Origin of the sequence: Streptomyces sp. NPDC057617, assembly GCF_042800555.1 — a bacterium.
Taxonomy (GTDB): domain Bacteria; phylum Actinomycetota; class Actinomycetes; order Streptomycetales; family Streptomycetaceae; genus Streptomyces.
The window spans coordinates 16962-38891 of the sequence record NZ_JBHVGV010000023.1; the positions used below are offsets into that span (position 1 = coordinate 16962).

The 21930-nt window shown below is 69.5% G+C and carries 13 protein-coding genes, 1 pseudogene and 2 CRISPR repeat arrays; of the genes and pseudogenes, 6 read left to right on the forward strand and 8 right to left on the reverse strand.

Annotation, left to right across the window (positions count from 1 at the left end):
- Positions 1–312: 312 nt before the first annotated feature.
- The 8 genes and pseudogenes from ACFU9P_RS34155 to ACFU9P_RS34190 all read right to left on the reverse strand — a co-directional run.
- Positions 313–4179 carry an Ig-like domain repeat protein gene (locus ACFU9P_RS34155; protein ID WP_384088610.1) on the reverse strand — a complete coding sequence of 1289 codons (3867 nt, stop codon included), beginning with the start codon at positions 4177–4179 and terminating at the stop codon, positions 313–315.
- 430 nt (positions 4180–4609) lie between these two features.
- Positions 4610–5836 (reverse strand): cytochrome P450, encoded by a 1227-nt coding sequence (locus tag ACFU9P_RS34160; protein WP_384088613.1) that lies wholly within the window; start codon positions 5834–5836, stop codon positions 4610–4612.
- A 500-nt stretch (positions 5837–6336) separates the two neighbouring features.
- The gene (locus tag ACFU9P_RS34165; protein ID WP_384088616.1) at positions 6337–6654 is read right to left on the reverse strand and encodes a MazG-like family protein; all 318 of its coding nucleotides are present in this window, start codon (positions 6652–6654) and stop codon (positions 6337–6339) included.
- Between the two features lie 555 nt (positions 6655–7209).
- Positions 7210–7423: direct repeats of the CRISPR family, unit length 31 nt; unit sequence CTGTGGTCCCCGCGCACGCGGGGTTGTTCCC.
- Between the two features lie 264 nt (positions 7424–7687).
- Positions 7688–9424 carry a hypothetical protein gene (locus ACFU9P_RS34170; RefSeq protein ID WP_384088619.1) on the reverse strand — a complete coding sequence of 579 codons (1737 nt, stop codon included), beginning with the start codon at positions 9422–9424 and terminating at the stop codon, positions 7688–7690.
- A 1069-nt stretch (positions 9425–10493) separates the two neighbouring features.
- Entirely contained in the window at positions 10494–11180 is a 687-nt protein-coding gene (locus tag ACFU9P_RS34175) for a hypothetical protein (protein ID WP_376384036.1), read from the reverse strand.
- Positions 11177–11713 carry an ATP-binding protein gene (locus ACFU9P_RS34180; RefSeq protein ID WP_384088622.1) on the reverse strand — a complete coding sequence of 179 codons (537 nt, stop codon included), beginning with the start codon at positions 11711–11713 and terminating at the stop codon, positions 11177–11179. Before ACFU9P_RS34180 ends, ACFU9P_RS34175 begins: the two co-directional genes overlap by 4 nt.
- Positions 11714–11838: 125 nt before the next feature.
- The gene (locus ACFU9P_RS34185; protein ID WP_384088625.1) at positions 11839–13065 is read right to left on the reverse strand and encodes a multiprotein-bridging factor 1 family protein; all 1227 of its coding nucleotides are present in this window, start codon (positions 13063–13065) and stop codon (positions 11839–11841) included.
- Positions 13066–13217: 152 nt separating this feature from the next.
- Positions 13218–13505 (reverse strand): annotated as a pseudogene (locus tag ACFU9P_RS34190) (helix-turn-helix domain-containing protein); the annotation flags it as partial.
- Between the two features lie 136 nt (positions 13506–13641).
- On the opposite strand from ACFU9P_RS34190, the gene ACFU9P_RS34195 reads away from it, so the two are divergent.
- The 6 genes from ACFU9P_RS34195 to ACFU9P_RS34220 all read left to right on the forward strand — a co-directional run bounded on the left by ACFU9P_RS34195 (position 13642) and on the right by ACFU9P_RS34220 (position 21740).
- Entirely contained in the window at positions 13642–14184 is a 543-nt protein-coding gene (locus ACFU9P_RS34195; RefSeq protein ID WP_384088628.1) for a flavoprotein, read from the forward strand.
- Between the two features lie 431 nt (positions 14185–14615).
- Positions 14616–15064: a CRISPR direct-repeat array (repeat unit 19 nt; unit sequence CGCACGCGGGGTTGGTCCC).
- 169 nt (positions 15065–15233) lie between these two features.
- The gene (locus ACFU9P_RS34200; RefSeq protein ID WP_384088631.1) at positions 15234–17435 is read left to right on the forward strand and encodes a glycoside hydrolase family 9 protein; all 2202 of its coding nucleotides are present in this window, start codon (positions 15234–15236) and stop codon (positions 17433–17435) included.
- Positions 17436–17587: 152 nt separating this feature from the next.
- Entirely contained in the window at positions 17588–18286 is a 699-nt protein-coding gene (locus tag ACFU9P_RS34205) for a TetR/AcrR family transcriptional regulator (protein ID WP_384088634.1), read from the forward strand.
- Positions 18287–18381: 95 nt separating this feature from the next.
- Positions 18382–19443, forward strand: coding sequence for a PucR family transcriptional regulator (locus ACFU9P_RS34210; protein ID WP_384088637.1), 1062 nt, complete (start codon positions 18382–18384; stop codon positions 19441–19443).
- A 224-nt stretch (positions 19444–19667) separates the two neighbouring features.
- Positions 19668–20186, forward strand: a complete 519-nt coding sequence (locus ACFU9P_RS34215) for an NfeD family protein (RefSeq protein WP_376384017.1) — start codon at positions 19668–19670, stop codon at positions 20184–20186.
- 129 nt (positions 20187–20315) lie between these two features.
- Positions 20316–21740 carry an SPFH domain-containing protein gene (locus ACFU9P_RS34220; protein WP_384088641.1) on the forward strand — a complete coding sequence of 475 codons (1425 nt, stop codon included), beginning with the start codon at positions 20316–20318 and terminating at the stop codon, positions 21738–21740.
- Positions 21741–21930 lie beyond the last annotated feature (190 nt).

Genomic DNA, 21930 nt, shown 5'->3' on the forward strand with positions numbered 1-21930 from the left:
TTCAAATGGCTTTGGCCCCCCCTCCCCCGGGGGGGGGGAAAAAATTCCCGGGAGCAAAGTCCTTTGGGTTGGGGGGGGGGGGGGGGGGGGGGGGGGGGGGGGGGGGCGCCCCCCCCCCCCGACCGCCTTTCACCGTGCGGGTGTTGGGTCAGGCAGTGCGGGTGTTGGGTCAGGTCACGCGGGTGCTGGACCAGGCAGTGCGGGTGCCGGGTCGGTTACGTATCAGCCCCCGGCCTCAGGTCCCGGCCTCGGGCCCCGGCCTCGGGCCCCGGAACCCCGAGCCCCGGAACCCCGAGCGCCGGAACCCCCGCCTCACGTCAGCCTCACCTGCTTCTTCGCCGACGTACTCGACACGAAGTTCCCGTTCCCGGAGTACGACGCGGTGACCGTCGCCGTCCCCTTCACCTTCGGCAGCGTGACCGTGAAGCTGATCACGCCCTTCTTCGCGGCCGTCAGACTGACCTTGGTGGTTGTGGTCTTGCCACCCACCTTCGCCGTCACCGTGATCGTCCCGGTCGGATAGTCCGCGGCGCTGTGCCCGCCGACCACGACCTTGACCGTCTCCGACTTCCCGCGCGCCAGCGTGGTCTTCGACAGCGTCAGCGAGGTCGTCGTCTTCGCCTTGACGACCGTGAGCTTCTGCGTCACGACACTGCTGGGCTCGACGAAATCGGTGCCCAGGTACCGTACGGACACGGTGTGCGCGCCGACCGACAGGGACGCGGGGAGCTTGAACGTACCCGCTCCGCTCGCCCCGACCTTCGCGGTCAGCGAGCCCGTACCGTACGAGACGCTCACCGTGCCGTTCGTCGCGCCGGCGACCGAGAAGACGCCGGACACGGCGTGTCCGTAGGTCGCGGACTTCGACAGCAGGGCCATGGCGATGGCGCTGCGGCCCTTCGTCAGCACCAACTGCACCGGTGCCGAGGACGAGATGTCCGCGGTCTCGGTGCCGCCGAAGGCCGCGGTGAAGGTGTACGTACCGGCCTTGAAGCCGGCCGCGATCCGCAGGGACGCCACTCCGCCGGAGACCTTGGCCGTACCGAGGACGGTGGTGCCGTCCCGGAAGGTGACCGTACCGCCGTCGGTTCCCGCTCCCGCGGCTCCCGATCCCGCGCCCGCTCCTGCTCCCGCTCCCGTGACCGCCGCCTTCAGCGTGACCGCCTGGCTGATCCGCGGCGCGGCCGGGTCGAGGGTGAGCGCGGTCGAAGTCGTCGCCAGGACGGTGACGCCCGCCGTGCCCGTGAAACCGGAGCCCGCGCCGGCCGCGCCGATCACGGCCTTTCCGTACGGCTGGTCCGCCGGGAGGGCGGCCTGGAACGATACGGTGCCGTCGCTCGCCGCGACCGCGCTGCCCAGCGCCACCGGGCCACCCGCCGCGGAACCACCCGCCGCGGAACCACCCGCCGCCGCGCCGAGCGTGAAGGAAACGCTCTCGCCGTCGCGGTAGCCGCTCCCGGTGACCGTGACCGTGGCCCCGGGCTCGGGCGTGGCGTCGCTGACGGTCAGCGTGCCCGGCCGGGAGAGCGCCGCGTACTCGGCGCAGACATCGCCCTGGACCCCGACCGCGGGCGCGGCGGTCGCCGGCTCGGCCACCCCGTCGTCCTCGCGGACCGCGATGGTGCCGAAGTCCTGGCTGCCGAGGACGGCGTTGCTGGAGTTGGACACCCCGAGCTTGTACGAGGTGCTGGGCGTCGCCCCGGCGGCGGTGTCGCCGGTCACCGGGATGTCGACCACCTGGCAGGTCTCGCCGGGCGCGAAGGTGACCTTCTGCATGGCGAGTCCGACCTTGCCGGTCGTCGAACCGACCACCGTGGCGTACGCGGTGACCGGCGTGGCGCTCGTACGCGACAGATAGACCGCGGCCTGGACCGCGCCCGGGCCGTTGCCCTCCTCGGTCTTCGTCGACGCGATGTTGACGGTCGGGCGGGCCTGCGGGCTCGGCGTACCGAGGCTCTTGTCCGCGAAGGCGAGGTCGGAGAGATACACCCCGCCGCTCGCGGTGGTGTCCGCGCCGACCGCGCCGGTGAAGGTGACCTTGGTGATGTGCTTCAGGTCGAGCCCGGCCTCGGCCAGGGTCGCGGTCGGCACGGCCACCTGCTGGAGCACGATCTTGCCCAACTGCGTCGCGCCGCTGGCCGGCATCCTGGTCACGCCCCAGGTGTTGAGGGCGGAGACCAGGCTGCTCCAGGTGTGCCCGGCCGAGTCGGTGACGCTCAGCGTCATGTCCGTACCGGTGGTGACGCTCTCGTCCGGCGACATCGCGACGGTCATCTCGTCGTACGCCGACACGTTCTGCTGCGCGGACGGCAGCGTCACACCGAGCGCGCCGGTCGTGGCCGTCCAGGTCAGATGCGTCATGACGTTGAGCGGGACGTTCGGCGCGAAGGAGGCCGGAGTCCAGTGCGGGAGCTGCTGGTTGGTGAGGGTGCTGCCGGGGTTGGTGCACAGCGGGTACGGCTGGGGAACCGTACGCCCCGACTTGCTCGCGCAGATCACGGCCGTCGCCGTCGACGTCGTACCGATCAGCGGGCTGGTGGTCTTGAACGCGGTGATGTCGCGGCGCGTCGAGGCCGGCTGCTGCGCCACCGTACGGACGTCCGCCGCGAAGGCGGCCACCGAGGGCGGGGTGAGCTGCGAGCCGTCGAACAGGCCCTGGAACTGGGTCCTGCCGCGCAGGGTCAGCTCGAAGAACCCGGAGATGTAGGCCGCGCCGAGCCGGTACTGCTGATCGGCGGTCATCCGGAGGTTCTTCCCGGAGGCCAGGGCCGCGGCGCTCGTACCGCACACCGGGTCGGCGGTGTTCGACCAGTCGTCGGAGCCGCCCGGGGAGGGCGGGGTCCACTGCGAGTTGAAGAAGTTGTGGTCCGCGCCCATGACCCAGAGGTTGGAGCGCAGCACATTGTCGGAGAACGCGTCGCGCGAGTCCGCGTAGAAGTGCTGTCCCTGCTGGTCGGAGACGTCACCGTCGCAGTACGGCAGCATCGTGGTCATGACCACGTCCGGCAGGGTCGTACGGGTGAAGTCGACCGGGGCCAGCGGGAGTACGGACTTGATCTTCCACGGGTCCGGCAGGGCCGCGTTGAGGGCCGCCGCCGAGACGACACCCTCGCCGCCGCGCGAGTGGCCCATCAGCCCGATCGAGCCGAAGTCCATGGTGCCGACGAGCTGGGACGCCGTGATGGCCGAGCCGGGGTAGGTGGCCTTGCCGGCGGTCAGCGCCTGCTCCAGGGTGACGTCCTGGTCCGTCACCGCGTCGTGGTACGAGACGGGCTCGCCGGCGTTGGCCTTCTTCAGCATGGCCAGCGTGTCGAGAACGAGCTGGCCGCGGCTGGCGGCGCCGTTGTCGGGCGAGAGCTGGTTGTCGTTGGCGTTGATCGCGTTCGCCGAGATCGACACGACGGTGACACCGTCGGCAGCGAGGGCCTCGGCCGCCGCGTCGTACCCGGCGAAGCTCGGGATCGGCGCCGTACCGGGGGCACAGGGCCAGCCGCTCGCGCCGCGCAGGGTGGTGAGGTTGTAACAGGAGCTGTGGCGGCCGTGCAGGAAGATCGCCACGGGGTGCGGCTTGCCGTCGGTGGGCAGATAGATGCGGCCCTGGAACTCGCCGCGTATACCGCCGATGTCGGCGAGCGGGATGGACTGCGCGCCGAAGTTGTAGTCGGCGATGGTGTACGAGCCGGTGCCGATGGTGGTCGGGTCGTCGGGGGTGGTCCCCTCCGGCCCTTCCTCGCCGGCGAGTTCCTTGGCCTCATTGGCCTCGGTCAGCTTGCGCGCCTTGGCCTGTGCGGAGGGCGAGACGAGGGCGGTGGGCCCGGTGGCGGTGCTGTCACCGCCGCTGGACCACTGCCACTCGACCTTCTCGGCGTCGGCGACGGAGGCGTCGGTCGTGGCGACAGTGAGGGTACGCCCGTCGGCGGACTCGGCGGCCGGCCCGAGATCCGTACCGTCCGCGACGAGTTCGGGGAGGTCGTCCTTGACGGGGAGGGGGGCGTCGAGCTTGAGGGATACGAGGTATCCGCCGGCGGCGCGGGTGACGGTCCAGCCGTCGCCGGAGCTGACGACGGGGGAGTCGTTGCCGGCGGGGGCGGCGAGGGCGGTCGGCGCAAGGGACACCGAGACAGCGCTGAGCGCTACCAGCCCCGCAACCGCGGCGAGCGGACGCAGACGCGTCCGCACGGGTCTTGTTATATCCACTCTTCGTATGTGCACGGGTGCCTGACCTCACTTTCGAGCGCGCGGACGACAGCCGTCCACGCGAGGCGCGTCGCGTCGGGGGACGCGAGGCGCTCGACTGATCGAGAGCCGGGCAAACGTTCACATCTGAACTATCTGAATTGGGCAATGAAACCCAGAAGTTTCCCACTTTTGATCTCGGTGTCACGGAAAACGGAATGAACGATGACGTACCGGATATGTCGGCCGAGGGCGCTGACCTGGGGGTTCGTAGAACGCGTAACACGGGGCCGGAGGGCAGTCCGAGGGGTGGACAGGGCGCTCCGAGGGGTGGACGGGCGGGGTGGGGTGGCGCGTTCCGGGGCGGGGTGGTGCGGGGCGAGCGGAGGGGCGCGGGGCGTTCCGGGGCGAGCGGAGGGGCGCGGCGTACTGCCTACCAGCGCACGGGAAGCCGGTGCAGGCCGCGCAGCAGACTCGGGCGCCATTCGGGGGCGGAGCTGCCGTCGAGGGCAAGGTCGGGGAAGCGATTCAGCAGCGCGGGCAGCGCGACGGAGGCCTCAAGCCTGGCCAGGGGTGCGCCGAGGCAGTGGTGGATGCCGTGGCTGAAGGCGAGTTGGGCACGGTTGGCGGCCGGGTCCCGCCGGATGTCGAACCGCTCGGGTTCGGCGAACCGCGCCGGATCGCGATTGGCGGCGGCGAGTGAGATAACGACGCGCTCGCCCTTCGGTATACGCACGCCCGCGAGGGTGACGGGCTCGGCGGTGTAACGGTACGCGGCGATCTGCACGGGCGGTTCGTAACGGAGTGTCTCCTCGATGACCCCTTCGAGCAGGGAGGGATCGGCGCGGAGGGCGGCGAGTTGGTCGGGGTGGGCGAGGAGGAGATGGACGGCGCTGGAGATGAGATTGACGGTGGTCTCATGCCCGGCGACGAGCAACAGGAAGGCCATGCCGAGGAGTTCGTCGGGGGCGAGGTGGTCGCCGTGTTCGCGGTCATGGTCATGGTCATGGTCATGAGTACGGACCAGGTCGTACAGAAGATCACCGCTCGCAGCGTCCGAGCGGCGCTTGTCCTCGATGAGGCCGGTGAGATAGGCGGTCATGGCACCCGCGGCGGCTGCCGCGGCCTGCGCGTCGTCAAAGGCGACGATCTTGCTGGACCAGTCATGGAACGCTTCGCGATCGGCGGCGGGGACGCCGAGGAGTTCGCAGATGACGGTGATGGGGAGGGGGAAGGCGTAGGAGGGGACGAGATCGGCGCGGTGGGCGGGGCCGACGGGGGCCATGGCATCGAGGAGCCCGGTAGCGATCTCCTGGATCCGCGGCCGCAGTTCAGCGATCCGCCGGGTGGTGAACTGCCGCGAAACGAGCGCCCGGAGCCGGGTGTGATCGGGCGGATCAACCTGAAGCATGTTGCGCCCGATGGCATAACCGCCGTCGCTGTCGTACGAGGCGGAGTGCCGCACATCATTCCGCAACCGCGAGTCCCCCAACGCGTCGCGAACGGCGTCGTATCCCAGCACCATCCACACGTCTTCCCCGGCAGGCATCCGCAACCGCCGAACGGGCCCTTGGGCGCGAAGCTTCCGGTAGGCGGGGTAGGGATCGGCGAAGAAGTCGGGTGCGGCGGAGGTGAGTTCAACGATCTGATCGGCACGCATGGGGGCCTCCTCCTAGCCAACTGGGGATACATCCCCGCTTCACGGAAGGGCCCGACCCTATCAAGAACCGGGGACACCTCCACGCTTAGGGGGCGGCGGGGTGCGACCTGATGAACCGGATCACCGGACAAGCGGCGCGGAGTTGGACGAAAATGCCTCCAGGCCAAGCGGAACGGGTGCCCGGATTGGCCATATGCGGGGAGGAGCAGGAGCTATGCCGGTTCCCACGAAGGCAAGCAAAAACAGCTTCCTGGCCACATAAGATCCCAGCTCACGAACGGTGGTCCCCGCGCACGCGGGGCTGTTCCCTCTGATGCCGGCCGGATGGCGGTTCATCGCCCGTGGTCCCCGCGCACGCGGGGTTGCTCCTACAGCACGTCTCCCGCCGCAAGGTTGCGCCAACTCAAGGCGCCCGCCCCGAACTGACCCCAGCACGGGCATGAGCACGGCGCCGCCCCGGCCACAAGCCACCCAGTCACCAAGCCAGTTTCACGCCCAAGTCAGGCAGAGACCCGGTCAACCAGGTGGCGCAGCCGCTCCTCCAGTAGCTTGCGCGCGTCCGGGGTGCACGATGCGAGCGCGACCATGCTGGTCACGATGACGTCGCACAGTTCCTTGTGGACGTCATCCCACGTGTGGGACGCGCCCTTACGGGGATTGGCCCCCAGCGCCCCATGCACGGCCTCCGCGACCTCCCCGAACTCCTCCCCGATCTTGAGCACGCGCAGCAGTTTGACGTCACCGGCCGCAGCTGGCGACGCCGCCGCGTCGAGCCAGTCCCGCAGCCGTTCCACACCGTCCCATGTCGTCCCGTCCATACGTTCTCCTCGATCCGCTTACGTCTTACAGGTGGTCAGAAAAGCGCCGACGACGGGGTGTCCTCGTCGGCCCATGCCCCGCAGGGCCCAGACCGTACCCGCCAAAAATCCCAACCTGTGCCCCGGTTGCGACTCTTCCACTCGCTCAGGTGTCAGCCCGCGACAAGCGTGGTGAGTTGGGTGAGGGAGTCGATCCGCCAGTCCGCCGCCTCCCAGGCCGCGTACTCGACACCGATATCGATGCCGGGCCGGACCAGACGGAGCGGGCATTGAGTGGTACGACCGGGCCCCGGCGGGCGACCGCGGGCCGCCGAGGCGCTCGCCGATGTCGGGCACGACGGGCAGCGCCCGTACGACGAGGCCTTCCCGGGCACGAAACGGGCGCGGAGTTGCGCACGCAGGGACGCGATCGCCAGACTTCCGGCACCGGATGGACGAGAATGCCCCAGGGTTAGCGGGACGGCCGCCCGGTTTAAGAGGAAACAGGAGCTATGCCGGTTTCCCTGAAACCAAGCAAAACCAGCCCACCCGCCGGATAAAACCCCAGCTCACGAACTGTGGTCCCCGCGCACGCGGGGTTGTTCCCCCGGCCTGGACCACCAGCTCGTGCTCGCCCTCGTGGTCCCCGCGCACGCGGGGTTGTTCCCATGGCCACGCTCTTTCCTGACACGCCGGCCCTGTGGTCCCCGCGCACGCGGGGTTGTTCCCTACCTGTTCAACGTCGCGTCCGAGTCCCACGTGTGGTCCCCGCACACGCGGGGCCCCGAACATCAGGACGAAACGCCGTGGTAGAGCCTGCACGCTCGCCTGGTGGAGGTGGTGCGGGAGGTGAGGGGCTGGGCTGCTCGCGCGGCGGGGTCGTCAGCAAGCTCCACCGTCGCCACTCGCCAAGACAAGCTCGGCAACGTCATTCTCGGTACCCTCACCGCCGCAACCCTCGTCATCCGGCTCCGAACATGATCGGCCGGACAAGTCCTGACCAGGCCTCGCACAACCGAGTCTCGAACAACCGGTCCTCGGACCGGATCCGCGTTCAGCCGGTGATCTTGAATGTGTTCGGTGAATCGTTCTGCTGCGCCACCTGCCCCGGGAGCAGGTTCTGGATCTTGTTGCCCGTGAACTTCCCCGTGCCGGTGACTCCCGAGTTGATCCAGATTCCCTGCTTCGCCGGACGGTCGATCGTGTTGTTCGTCAGCGTGACGTTGACGCGCGTGCGATCGATGCTGAGTCCCGCGGTGAGGGACCCGCGGATGATGTTGTCGCTCATGGTGACGTTCGTGAAAGCGTTCGGGAACTGCGAGGTGGTCCCTGGCGAACCGATGTGTACACCGTGCCGGACGCCGTTCCAGCCGCCGCCGCCCTGGAGGACGTTTCCGGTGACCATGGCGGACTCCAGAGGGTGCCCGGAATCGCCGTACACGCTGATTTCCAGGGCGTTGTTCGATGACACGCTGTTCACCACGTTGTTCCGCACCTCGACGTTCTTTCCGCCGGCGATCCGGATTCCGTTGGCCCACCAGGGTGCGATCGCGGTGTTGTTCAGGATTTTCGCCCCGGATACCTGGCCGTTCGTGCCGGTGGGGCCGGCGTCGGAGTACGTCGCGAAGGAATCGTCACCGGTGTTCCGGGCGAAGCTGTTCCGTACCGTGATGTTGAGGCCGAGCTTTTCCGCGTTCGGCGAGCTGCCGTTGTTGATGTTGTAACCGTCGCCGTAGCTGTCCGCGGTCCGGCTGTTCTGAAGGATGCCGTCGGTGCCCGACAGCCAGTTGGCGTCGATGTGCCGCGTCCACAGCCGGTCGATCAGCCAGCCCGTACCGCCCGCGTTGACTCCGTAGTCCGAACCGCCGGTGCCACCGATTCCCCGCCAGACGGCGTTGGTGTCGATCTGAAGGTCCGTCAGCGTTGTTTTCGTGCCCACTACGATCTGCGAACGCCAGGAGTTGGCCGGCAGCGGAACTTTGCGGTAAAGCGTGGTGTACCACATGCCGGCGCCCTGGACCTTCACGCCGGTGAAGTCCAACGGCTTGGAAACCAGGCTGTTCGTCAGGTACTTGCCCTGCGGGATCCACACCGACTTCCCCTGCGAGCGGGCGGCGTTCACCGTGTTCTGGATGGCTGCCGTCGAATCCTTCTGGAAGTTCGGGTCCGCGCCGTTGCTGACGACCGAGATCGAGTTCGCCGGCTGAGCCAGTGCGGCACCGACGTTCTCCAGGTCGACGGAGTCGATGTCGTAGACGGCGGCCGTGTTACCGGCGTCCTTTTTGAGCTGGATGGTGCTGCCAGGGGCGATCGCGGCACCCGTCACCCGCAGGGGGAATTCGTTGTAGAAGCGGTACGCCTGGCCTCCGGCGCGGGGGTCGTCCGGATTGGTGGTCGCACCGCGGTAGTTCCACGCCTGCTGAGAACTGAGGGAGATCGCCTGGCGGAAGGTGCCGTTCACGTACAGGTTCAGCGTCGCGTTGATCCCGCCGCCCCCGGCCGAATCCGGAATCGAGGCGCGGACCACGAGGCTGTTGGCGTTCTTCCCCGTGTTGTTCGTCAATGTCACGGAATCGCCGTTGGCCTTCAATTCGACCAGCGAATAGCCCGATGCTTCGCCCTCCAGGGTGGCCTTGGTCGGGGGCGTCGTGCCCGGGCTGATGGCGCGGATACGGGCGCCGCCGCCGAGGCTCCCGGATTCGGCCTCGACCGTCACGAAGGGAGTGGTGGCCCCGGCCGCGGCGGTGACCTGGGCTTCGGACTTGGCAGCCGGCTGGGCAGCGGCGGCCATGGCAACGTTGCCAGGGCGCGTGTCGCCGCTCTGGACGGACACCACGCCCGCGGCAAGCAACGCGACGCCGCATAGGCCGGGCAATATTCTGCGGTACATGTTTCACCCCTTGATGGGATTGGCGATTGTGCGGGAACCGCCAAACCGCGAGCGGCTACTTGCCCGAGGATGCTCGGACGCGAAGGCAGCTCGGACGCCAAGGCGGTCGGGACGCCAAGGCGGTTGGGACGTTCCGCCTTCTGTGCTGGCAGCTTGGCCATATGGGCGAGATTGAACTGCCGAACTCACAACTCGTCAATAGTCCTAGCTCTCATTGCTGATACATCCCGCTATGGACAATTTGCTGTGCGATGCGTAGTGAGCGAGGGCACGATTTCGCCCTATACATCGGATGGCCGCTGATATCGCGCGGCGTATCGCGGCGTATCAGAGATTCCGCGCCATACAAAAGGCGCCAACTTCACGGGACGACGGGTGCCGGGTGCCTGGACTCGCGGGGTCGACGTCAGCCGCCCATGGTCCGTGATCACGCGCCACCCGCCTTGGGTCAGGCGGCACACACCGTCAGGCGTGATCTGCGCCTGTGGGCCGAGCGGCGGCAAACCGCCGTCGGCATTGCGCCGGTTACGGATGCGCTCCAGGGCGGTCCAGAGCCGCTGCGGCCCACCCTGGTGGACTTCGGGCGCGCCCCGGAACGGTGGGCAGACCGACGGTAAGTAGCTCTGCGAACGGTCTGGTCCGCGCGGCACACGCCACTCCTCCTGGCCCGCCGGTTCCGACGACGCATGCCGGGCGGTGTACGCGACGAGCGCGGCGGCGCCGAACTAAGTAAAATCAGCCCCCGGCCAGATAAAACCCCAGCTCACGAACCGTGGTCCCCGCGTACGCGGGGTTGGTCCCGGCCGCCGGGTCAAACGGCTGCAACTCGGCCAGTGATCCCCGCGCACGTGGGGTTGTTCCCGCCCGCCTGCGTGCCGAGTTGAGGCAGGCCCGGTGGTCCTCACCCACGTACGGGGGGCTGATCCCATACGGACGGTAAGGGGCACGTCGGGGGCTGGGGTGTCCGTTGTCAGGGGCGGCGGCGGGCGTCCGGGCTTCCGCCGAAGACTCTGCGCCTCGCCTCCGCCCGCTTGAGGTACGCCGCGTGTTCCGCGTCCAGGTCCACGACCGTGAACTCAAGTAATTCCATGATCAGTTGGCCCGCGAGCACCCAGTTGAGCCGCCAGCTTTCGAAGGCCACGCCGCCCGCGTCGTACGCCACGGGAAACACCCCGCCGGGCTGATACAACGCACCATGCACCCCCGCCACCACGAACGTCCGCACCCGCAAGGCGACATAGCGTTTCCGCAGGTGGGGGCAGGCTCCGACCGAGGTGACCGCGCACGGCACACACAGCGGCGGATGCGTGGTGACGAAGCCGGGCTTGTGCAGCTCCGGATAGTCCGCGTCCTCGCCGACCACCCACAGGGTGCCGTCGTCGGTACGGTCCGACGGGCCGCCACAGATCTGGCACAGCAGTTTGCGCATGGCGCGGCGCTGGCGCAGGAAGTGGACGTTGCCGAACTCCGGCCGCCCCTTCCCCGGGCTCAACCCCACTCGTTTCCACAGCACGCCCAGTTCGTCGCGTTCGTACGGTCCTTCGTCGGCGTATGCGATGCCGCCGCCCCGGACGACCAGCGTGCCCTGCGGCCGGTGCTCCGAGGACCAGCACGCGATGTAAGGAACGACCGGAGGCTTCCCGACCGGCGCAGTCACGAACAGTCCCGCTCACTGGGCCGTACGACCGGCGCGGACAGGGACGCCCAGATCATTTTCCCCGGGCCGACCCGGTCGGCGACTCCCCACTCGTCCGCCAGAGCGTCGACCAGAAGCAGTCCTCGGCCGTCGAGCGCCTCCGGGTCCGGGGTACGCGGCTGCGGCCAGACCGGCGAACCGTCGTGCACCTCAATCCGTAACCCACCCGAACTGCGAAAGTAATGCGTCTCAATGACCTGCTCCGGCGTCACCCTGGCGTGCAAGCTGGCGTTACTGACCAGCTCCGACACGATCAGAACAGCCGAATCCTCCAACTCCGACAGCCCCCAATCGGCCAACGCCTTCCGCAACTCCATACGCGCCAACCCGACACACCGGGGATCCCGACTCCACCGCAGCACAACGCTGCACTCGGTTGGGGCCAGCCGCTTGTCCAGGCCACGCTTCATCGCCACTTCACGCGGGTAGTCGTCAGGGTCTGTTCTGCGGACTGTATGTTCGGACACGTCGACGCTCCTGTCAGCGTTGGCCATGCCCCGGGAGGTCTCACCACCTCGCCGGGGTCGTTGTCGTGGCCATCAACGCTAGAGGCGCCAGAGCACATCGAGAGGTACAGCCCGTACCCCCTTGTTGAGGGGTACGGTCCGTACCCCTCAAGTCACGCGGGAACGCCGAGATCTCGGGCGAGCTGCCGCGCGTCGTCGCGGATCACCGCGTTGTTGCCGGTGGCGAGTTCGGCAACTGCCGGACGGGCGAAGAGGTTGAAGCGGATGGTCTCCGGACTCTCCGCGTACGCCTTCTTCAGCAGGTGGACCACCGCGATGTCCTCGCCCTGAAGCTTGTAGGCACGCGCCGACTCGATCAGGTGGAAGCTGCGGCGCGTGGCCGACTTCATCGGCGCGAGGTCGATCTGTGTCGCCGCGTCGACGGCCACGCCGGACTGTACGAGGTCGGTATACATAGTGATCGCGTACGCGTCGACCATGTCCCGCCCGAAGATCAGCCAAGGGTGCGCATAGCCGTGACCGAGACGCTTCGCCGCTTCGTTGGCCCTGTTCCAGTAGCGCTCCGCGTCCCCACGACGTCCTACCTTGGCGTACGACAGTGCCGCGGCCAGGTGCAACAGTCCCCACCGCGCGAGATCCTCGGGACCCCGGTTACGGTCAAGCAGGTCGGCGGCCTTCATCGCGAGATCGACGCGCGCTTCATGCCGCTCGCCCGCGTCACGGAAGACATGATTCATGTACCAGGCAGCCCCCGCAATCGTGTGCGGGCTGTCGGCATCCTGCGCCGCGCTCATCGACCGGTCCCCAGTAAGCATCACCAGCTCCGGCGCAGGCTGGAAGCTGAGGTAGAGCTGGGCCAGGTGATACGCCTGGGCGAGCGCGACCAGCGCGCGACGCCGCTCGCTGCCCTCAAGTACGCGGGCCGCGTACTGGCAGTCGGCCAGCAGATCAGGCAGCAGCACGGCAACGCGAGTGCGGTGGCCCCCCCTGCCGTGCCACATCTGCCACGCTTCCCTTACACGCGCGCGGAGTTCGTCGACGCTCTCCGGCTCCTCATCGGCTCCGTTGAACTGATAGCTGGTCAGCGCGCTCTTCACCGCAGGCAGTGCCTCGTGAGCAGCCTTACCGTACGAGGCGGACGTCAGCCGCTCCTCGCCTGTCAGTTCTGCCAGGTCCTCCACGCCGAGCACGTCCGCGAGGCGCAGCAGCAGCGGCAGGCGAGGCACTTGGAGCCGACCCACCTCCAGAGCCTTTACCCACTCCGAGGATCGTCCAACTAGACCGCCCAGGACGGGGCGTGTGAGGCCGGCGCGTTCGCGGGCTCGCCGTACGCGCTGGCCGAATGTCGAAGGGAGAGCATTGTCAGTGTGCGCAGGCATAATGGCTCCGTTCTGAACTCGACACTCAGAACGGTACCCCCGGAGCCGTCCTGGGGTACGGCCTGCGGCCTCCACGAAAGTGGGGGCCGTCGTGCTTGTACGGGCATGCCGAATTTCCCCCCGGCTCGATGTATCGCGGCTACTGCCAAATGGTCGAGGCGATCATCGATACGGCGGAGCGGACGGACCAACTCGGCAAGGCGGTCTTGTTGCAGCTCGGTCACATAGGGCTGCTCTGCCAGCGCGGTGACGTCGATTCTCAAGGCGTGTGCGACTGCCGCGACCAAGTCGGGGGACGCGCGCCGGGCCCCGCACTCGACTTGGTTGAGGAGGCTGTACGAGAAGGGAATACGATCGGCCAACTGCCGCTAGGTGAGGTGGGCCAGTTTCCGTTCACGCCGGATACGCGTGCCTGTGTGGTCGTCGTCGAGCGCGGACATAACGGTCTCCGTTCCTGACTCGCCATCTGGAACGGTACTCGCGCCCGCCCCCGCAGCCGCCTGGTTCGGAGGAGTTCGCATGTGGTCCAGGCGTTCGCCTGTGGTCTAGTTCTTGGCCTGTGGTCGACTGGACGGCATGACGAGGACGAGGACTCTGTACTTGTTCGGCACCGCCGCACCGCCCGTGCTCGACATTGCTTGCGTCGTCAGAGATGCGCGCTCCCGGGGGTGGAGCGTGCGGTTGGGGTTGACGCCGACCGCGGCCCGATGGCTGACCGCCAGCCTTCCCGAGTTGGAGGAGCTGACGGGCGCCCCGGTCCGGTCGGAGTACAAGCTGCCGGGCGAGCCGGACGTATGGCCCCCGGCGGACGCCATCCTGCTGGCGCCCGCCACGCTGAATACGATCAATCAGTGGGCGCTCGGGCTGACGGAGAAGTTCGTGGTGGGCGTCGTCGCGGAGGGCATCGGCAAGCGGATCCCGCTGGTGACGATGCCTTGCGTCAATGCGGCCTACGTGCAGCATCCGCAGTTCGAGCGGTCGATAGAGACGCTGAGAGACGCCGGCGTGACGGTGCTGTACGGGCCGGGCGGGTTCGTGCCGAATCAGCCGGGCGAGAAGAAGCCATATCCGTGGGCGGCGGCGCTGACAGCGGTGGATGTTGCGGCTGGGCCCGCGTAGACGCGGCTGTGGTTACCGAACTCGACCTCGGACTCACCAAAGATCCAGCCTGGCCGGAGCGCACAGCTGGGGCCGAGCGGCGGGCGGCCGCGTGGCGGGTGGCGTGGTGGTCCCCCTCAGTCCCGCTTCAGCAGGAATCCAGCCTGGGCCAAGACAACATACCCGCGCCCGGCCTGTCAGAGCCGCAGCCCAAGTCGGTCCACCGGCCAGCGCCCGCACGCCGAGGCGGTCGCGAGCGAGACGGACGAGTAGTTGCGCGCGGAGGGACGCGATCGCCGGACGTCCGGCGCCGGGCGGACGAGAATGTGCCTGGGGCAGGCGGGACGACTGCCTGGATTGCCCATAAGGGGGAGGAACAGGAGCTATGCCGGTTTCCCGGAAAGTAAGCAAAACCAGCCCACCGGCCGGATAAAACCCCAGCTCACGAACTGTGCTCCCCGCGCACGCGGGGTTGGTCCCGGGTTCATTCCCTCGTACTCGTTGTGCTCGTTGTGCTCCCCGCGCACGCGGGGTTGGTCCCACGCCGGATCTGACACCGGACCCTGAGGACGTGTGCTCCCCGCGCACGCGGGGTTGGTCCCTTGATCCCGATCTGGCGATCGAGATGCTCGGTGTGCTCCCCGCGCACGCGGGGTTGGTCCCCAGTTGTCGCCGGCCGGGAGTTCGGCCGGGGTGTGCTCCCCGCGCACGCGGGGGTGGTCCCGTGAGCTTGGCTGCGGCCTCCAGGTGGTCCTGGTGGCCCCCGCACGCGGGGTTGGTCCCCCGTCCATGAAGTGCAGCTGTCCGCCGTGCCTGTGGTCCCCGCACGCGGGGGTGGTCCCCCGACCTCGATCGTCCTCCGGATGCGCTCCAAGTGGTCCCCGCGCACGCGGGGCTCCCCCCGCCCCCCCGCCAGCCGGGCCCGCACGCCCCCGCCGAGCCCCGACCCGCACCCCCGCCCTGCCCAAAGCGTTGACGGGGTGGCATGGGCATGTAAGTCTGCGGGATGGGAGCGCTCCCAGTTCGGTCACCTTCACCCGCACGGAAGGTTCCTCCCTATGCCCACCCCCATGCCCACCCCCATGTTCAGAAGCCGCCCAGCCCTGCGTCGGGCCCTCGTTGGGTTCCTCGGCTGCGCGCTCGCCGCCGGCTCGCTGTTCGGTGGGAGCGCCAGTGCCGCACCCGCCCCCGCACCCGCCCCCGTCGAAACCCAAGCCGCCGCCGCCACCATCCGCCTCAACCAGCACGGTTACCTCCCCGACGGGCCCAAGCGCGCCACGCTCGTCTCCGGCTCGACCAGCCCCGCCCCCTGGCAGTTACGCTCCAGCGCCGGCGCCCTCCTCGCCTCCGGCACCACCACACCCCGTGGCGCCGACTCCGCATCCGGGGAGTCCACCCACACCGTCGACTTCTCCTCGTACACCGGGACCGGCACCGGTCTCACCCTCTCCGTCGACGGGCAAGGCACCAGTCATCCCTTCGACATCTCCCCCGGGCTCTACAACACCCTCCGCTCCGACGCCATGTCGTTCTTCTACCAGCAGCGCAGCGGCATCCCCATCGACGCGGCCCTCGCCGGAGGGGCCTCGTACGCCCGCCCCGCCGGGCATCTCGGCGTAGCGCCCAACAAGGGCGACACCAGCGTTCCGTGCCAGGCCGGGGTGTGTGACTACAGCCGCGATGTGCGCGGTGGGTGGTACGACGCCGGGGATCACGGGAAGTACGTCGTCAACGGCGGGCTTGCCACCTGGCTGCTCGTGAACTCCTTCGAGCGGGCCAAGCGCGCCGGGACCGATGGCGCCCTCGGGGACTCCACCCTCCGCATTCCCGAGCGCGGCAACGGCGTGCCCGACGTGCTGGACGAGGCGCGCTGGGAGATGGAGTTCCTGATGCGGATGCAGGTGCCGGAGGGGCGCCCGCTGGCCGGGATGGCGTTCCACAAGATTCATGACGCGAACTGGACCGGCCTGCCCATGCGGCCCGAACTCGACGACCAGCAGCGCGAGTTGCACCGGCCCTCCACCGCCGCCACCCTCAATCTCGCCGCCACCGCCGCCCAGTGCGCCCGCGTCTACGCGCCGTACGACGCCGCCTTCGCCGCCCGTTGCCTCGACTCCGCACGCCGCGCCTGGACCGCCGCCCGCGCCAACCCGGCCGTCATCGCGCCGGATTCGGACGGCAACGGCGGCGGGGCGTACGGGGACGCCACCGTCAGCGACGAGTTCTACTGGGCGGGTGCCGAGCTGTACGCGACGACCGGCGAGGCCGCCTACCGCGACGTCGTCACCGCCTCCTCCTGGCACACCTCGCCCAACGCCTTCACCTCCTTCGGCTTCGGCTGGGCCGACACCGCCGCCCTCGGCCGTATCGTCCTCGCCACCGTCCCGACCGGCCTGCCCGCCGCCGAGACCACCCGCCTGCGCACTTCGGTGACGGCCGCCGCCGACAGCTACCTGTCCACCATGTCCGGCCAGGGGTACGCCGTACCGCTCCCCTCCACCGCGTACGTCTGGGGCTCCAACGGCCAGGTCGCCAACAACGGCATCGTCATGGCCGTCGCGTACGGACTGACCAGCCAGCAGCGCTACCGCGCCGGCAGCATCGAGACGCTGGACTATCTGCTGGGGCGGAACGCGCTCGGTCAGTCGTACGTCACCGGGTACGGCGAGCAGGCCTCCCGCAACCAGCACCACCGCTTCTGGGCCAACCAGTACGACGCCTCGCTGCCCAACCCGCCCGCCGGGTCCATCGCCGGCGGGCCCAACGCCGCGCTCCAGGACCCGGTCGCGGAGGAGGAGCTGGCCGGCTGCAAGCCCGCGGCCTGCTACATCGACGACATCGGCTCGTACTCCACCAACGAGGTGGCGGTCAACTGGAACGCGCCGCTGGCCTGGCTCACCCAGTTCGCCGCCGAAACCCCCGGCGACGACGGTGGTGACGACCCCGGTACGCCGGCGGCCGGCTGCACGGTCACGTACGGGATCGACAGCGCGTGGAACAACGGGTTCACCGCCACCGTGACCGTCAAGAACACCTCCACCGCCCCGGTCGACGGCTGGACGCTCGGCTGGTCGTACCCGGGCGGGCAGCGGGTGACCAACGCCTGGAACGCCACGGTCACCCAGAGCGGTACGGCCGTCACAGCCAAGGACGTCGGCTGGAACAAGGCGATCGCGCCCGGGAGTTCGGTGAGCTTCGGCTTCCAGGCCACCTTCACGGGGAGCAATCCGGCACCGGCCGTCTTCACCCTGAACGCGGCCACCTGCTCCTGATCTGCGCACACCCTGCCTCCGCAGGAGCGCTCGCAGCCGCCACGGTCCCTCCGACCGTGGCGGCTCAGCGCGTACGCTTCGGCCCCCACCGGTCCGGTCCCCCGCCGGTACGATCAGCCACCCGACCCAACAGGCAGGAGGCGGCGAAACCGGTGGCAGCCAGCGAGCGGAGAACGGCGCCGCTCCGGCGCGATGCCCGGCGCAACCGCGCCCTCCTCACCGAAGCCGCCCGCGAGGTCTTCGCCGAACAGGGCCTGGACGCCTCCCTCGACGAGATCGCCCGCCGCGCCGGGGTCGGCAACGCCACCCTGTACCGGCACTTCCCCGACCGGGGCGCGCTCGTCGAGGCCGTCTTCCACGACACCCTCGCCGCGACCGCCCGCGCCGGTGAGCAGGCGCGCGAGTACGAGGACGCCTGGGCCGGCCTCACCGCGTACTTCGACTCCGTCTTCGCGGGCCTGGCCGCCGACCGCGGCGCCAACGACCTGATGACCACCGGGATTCCGGGCGTTCCCTCGCTGGACGCGCTGCACGCCGAGAACCGGGAGACGGTCCGTCTTCTGGTACGGCGGGCCCAGCGGCAGGGCACGATGCGCACGGACCTCACGACGGAGGACGTCCTCTTCGTCCTGGCCGCGCTCGGCCGTACCGTACCGGCCCTCGCGGCCACCGCCCCCGACGCCTGGCGCCGCTATCTGGCCCTCACCCTCAACGGCCTCCGCGCCACCCCGCCGCCCCCGTCCGCACCACCCGTCCCGCCCACATCACCCGCTCCCCTCGCGGCCCCGCCCCTCACCCCCGCCGAACTCACCGAAGTCCTCAGAGACCTGGGCCCCCACCGCACCCACTGACACTCCCACCCACTGACACCCACTGACACCCGCTGACCCGGCAGCCACAATGAACGGGGCGACCAGGAGGGGCAGTGGTGACAGGAGTGACAGGAGTGACAGGGCAGGCGGTACCCGAGGAGTATCTGGCGGGGTACGCGGAAATCCTCGCGGCCGTCGCCGCCACGGGCCGCCGGCTCACCCGCGACGAACTCCTCGCCCGCAGAGAGCTGGGACGCCGGGCCGCCGAAGCCGGCTTCGGACTGCGCGCACTGGTGGGCGCGCACCTCGCCGAGGCGCGGCTGCGGTGGCCGAACGCAGGTCAAGGCACCGGCCTGCGCATCCTCGCCGCCATCGAGCAGGCCGTCGACGCCTTCGCCGAAGGGTACGAGCGGGCGCAGCGGCTCGCCGTACGCCAAGAGGCGGGCGCGCGGCGGGAGTTCGTGGACGATCTGCTGTACGGGCGGAGCGATCCTGGGCGGCTGGCCGAGCGCGCCGAGCGGTTCGGGCTGCGGCTCTCGTACGCGCATGCCGTCGCCGTCGCCGAGGGCTCCGTACCGTACTACGAGGAGGAGCCCGTACCGCGCGCGGTGGAGCAGTCGCTGATCGGGCGGTTCGGGGACCGGAGTGTGCTGCTCACCACCAAGGCCGGGCGGCTGGTGTGTGTCGCGCCGGGCGACCAGGGTGAGGTGCTGGCGTACTTCGCCGAGCGGGCGTTCGCGGCCACGGACGGCGGGCGGGTCGCGATCGGGCGCCCGCAGCAGGGGGTCGGCGGAGTGGTGCAGTCGTACGAGGAAGCCCTCAACGTCCTCGATCTGGCGGCCAGGCTCGATATGGACGCCCCCATCCTGCGCGCCGCCGACCTGCTGGTCTATCCGGTACTCACGCGCGACCGGCAGGCCATGACCGAACTCGTGCTCGGCACGCTCGGTCCGCTGGAGGCCGCCCGGGGCGGGGCGCAACCGCTGCTCGAAACGCTCACCGTCTATTTCGACGCGGGGTGTGTGGCCGCGGAGGCCGCGCGGCGGCTTTCGCTGAGCGTACGGGCGCTGACGTACCGGCTGGAGCGGATCCACCAGCTCACCGGCGCCGACCCGGCCGACCCCATGCACCGTTACACCTTGCAGACGGCGGTGATCGGGGCGAGATTGCTGGACTGGCCCGCGAAGCCGTTCTGAGGACGCCGTTCTGAGGAAGCCGTTCTGAGCCCGTACGCGCGAAACCATTCTGGGCCCAGATGCGTGGATGTAAGTGTGGCCGATAGCCGTGGCCGGTAGTCGGCATAAAGAACGCGTTAAGACTGCCGGGTTCCGGCAATGCGCACGGTCGTCCATTGATGGGAACATGGCGTCCTGCCCGAGGGGGACCACGGGGGATCCGGGGGCAGGGGGGAGGGGGTCCGATGACCGTGTTTCTGGGTCTCGGCATCGCGGGGATCGTGCTGCTCGTCCTGTCATTGATCTTCGACGGGATTCTCGAAGGGCTCTTCGGCGGTATCTCACTGCTCAACGGGCTGTTCGACGGGCTGCTCTCGCTGCCGGTCATCGCCGGGTTCGTCTCGATGCTCGGGTTCACCGCGGCGATCGTGGAGGGCAGTACGGATCTCGGCACGGCACCGGCCGTCGTCGCGGGGGCGGCGGCCGGAGCCGGGGCGGCCTGGCTGACCTGGAAGTTCAGCAAGGCGCTGATGCGGGACGACCAGACGGTGGCCACGCCGCGGGGGGACGATCTCGTGGGCACCGCGGGCACGGTCGTGACGGCGATCCCGGCCGCCGGATACGGGGAAGTGCTGCTGCGGCTCGGCGGCCAGACGGTGAAGTACGCCGCGAAGGGCGAGGAGCCGGTGGAGCAGGGAGCCGAGATCTGGGTGGAGGCGACGTTGTCGTCGACTTCCGTGTCGGTACGACGAGTTCAGCGCTGACCGGTCTGGGGGCACCGCTGCGCGGACATCCCGTGCGTATCGAGCAGGGACATCCCACGCATATCGATTCAGCCGTGAGCATCGATTCAAACGAACTGCCGTCCCTCTGGGGGCAAAGGAGAGGGCATCATGAGTCCAGTCGTCATCGCCGTGCTCGGGGTCGTCGTACTCGTCGTCCTGCTGGCACTGGCCGTCATCACGCGGTACAAGGTCGCCGGGCCGAGCCAGGCGTTCATCGTCACCGGCCGGCGCGGCAAGCGGTCGACCGATCCGACGACCGGCCGGGTGTCCGTGGACACCAGCGGCCAGAAGGTCGTGGTCGGCGGCGGGGTGTTCGTCGTGCCGTTCGTCCAGCAGCGGTTCACGCTCGACCTGTCCAGCCGGCACATCCCGGTCGCCGTGCGCGGCGCCGTCACCCTGCGCGGGGTGAAGGCGAACCTCGACGGGGTCGCGATCGTCAAAGTCGGCGGTACGGAGGACTCGATCCGGGCCGCGGCGCAGCGGTTCCTCCGGCAGCAGGGCGGGATCGTCGGATTCACCCAAGAGGTGCTCTCCGGCGCGCTGCGTTCGATCGTCGGCCGGATGTCGGTGGAGGACATCATCCGGGACCGGGCCGCCTTCGCCGGGCAGGTCGCGGAGGAGGCCGAGGCGAGCCTGGCCGGTCAGGGCCTGATGCTCGACGCGTTCCAGATCCAGGACATCACCACCGAGGGTTCGTATCTGGAGGACCTCGGGCGTCCCGAGGCCGCGCGCGCCAAGCAGGAGGCGGACATCGCGGAGGCGGTGGCGCGGCGGGCTGCCGAGCAGGCGCGGCTCAAGGCCGAGGAGGAGATCGCGATCGCGCAGCGTACGTTCGCGCTGAAGCAGGCCGAGATCAAGGCCGAGACGGACGAGGCGGCGGCGCGGGCGGCGGCAGCGGGGCCGCTGGCGCAGGCGGCGCGCGAACAGGACGTGCTCGCCGAGCAGGAGAAGGTGGCGCAGCGGCAGGCCGCGCTGACCGACCGCGAACTCGACACCAAGGTCCGCAAGCCTGCGGACGCGGCGCGCTACCAGGCCGAGCAGGAGGCCGAGGCCCGTCGTATCGCCCTGGTCAAGCAGGCCGAGGCCGACGCCGAACGCTCGCGGCTCACCGGTGAGGGCGAGAAGGCACGGCGCGCGGCGCTCGCGGCGGCGGTACGGATCGAGGGCGAGGCGGAGGCCGCGGCGATCGGTGCGAAGGGTGCGGCCGAGGCGGACGCCATGCACAAGAAGGCGGACGCGTTCGCGCGGTACGGGGACGCGGCGGTGCTCCAGATGCTGGTCGAGGTGCTGCCGTCGGTGGTCGCGAAGGCGTCCGAACCGCTGAGCGCGGTCGACAAGATGACGGTGATCTCGACGGACGGCGCGAGCCAGCTCACGCGTACGGTCGCGGACAATGTCGCACAGGGCGTCGAACTGCTCAGCTCCACCACGGGAGTTGACCTGGCGGCCCTGCTGAAGGGCCTGGCGGCGGGCAGGGGCGGCGACGCCGAGGGGACGGCGCCGGCCAACGGGCAGGTGGAAATCACGGACTGAACGGACCGAACGGTCTGAACGGTCTGAACGGTCTGAAGAGCTACGGGGGTACGGGGGAAGCGGGGGCCGGTTTGTGGGGGGGTCTGGCGGGGCCCCCCTTTTTCCGCTGTTTTGTGTGCGGGGCCAGGGGCCCTGCCCCCCCAGCCCAACCAACTCACCGCCCCTTCCTGGCACGGCCCCTTGCACTCCA

Excerpts from the sequence above, each read along its gene's own strand:
- ACFU9P_RS34200 (WP_384088631.1), top strand. The coding sequence starts at position 15,234 with ATGCCCACCCCCATGTTCAGAAGCCGCCCAGCCCTGCGTCGGGCCCTC.
- ACFU9P_RS34220 (WP_384088641.1), top strand. The coding sequence starts at position 20,316 with ATGAGTCCAGTCGTCATCGCCGTGCTCGGGGTCGTCGTACTCGTCGTC.
- ACFU9P_RS34215 (WP_376384017.1), top strand. The coding sequence starts at position 19,668 with ATGACCGTGTTTCTGGGTCTCGGCATCGCGGGGATCGTGCTGCTCGTC.
- ACFU9P_RS34170 (WP_384088619.1), bottom strand. The coding sequence starts at position 9,424 with ATGGCCGCCGCTGCCCAGCCGGCTGCCAAGTCCGAAGCCCAGGTCACC.
- ACFU9P_RS34160 (WP_384088613.1), bottom strand. The coding sequence starts at position 5,836 with ATGCGTGCCGATCAGATCGTTGAACTCACCTCCGCCGCACCCGACTTC.
- ACFU9P_RS34180 (WP_384088622.1), bottom strand. The coding sequence starts at position 11,713 with ATGGCCAACGCTGACAGGAGCGTCGACGTGTCCGAACATACAGTCCGC.
- ACFU9P_RS34165 (WP_384088616.1), bottom strand. The coding sequence starts at position 6,654 with ATGGACGGGACGACATGGGACGGTGTGGAACGGCTGCGGGACTGGCTC.
- ACFU9P_RS34185 (WP_384088625.1), bottom strand. The coding sequence starts at position 13,065 with ATGCCTGCGCACACTGACAATGCTCTCCCTTCGACATTCGGCCAGCGC.
- ACFU9P_RS34195 (WP_384088628.1), top strand. The coding sequence starts at position 13,642 with ATGACGAGGACGAGGACTCTGTACTTGTTCGGCACCGCCGCACCGCCC.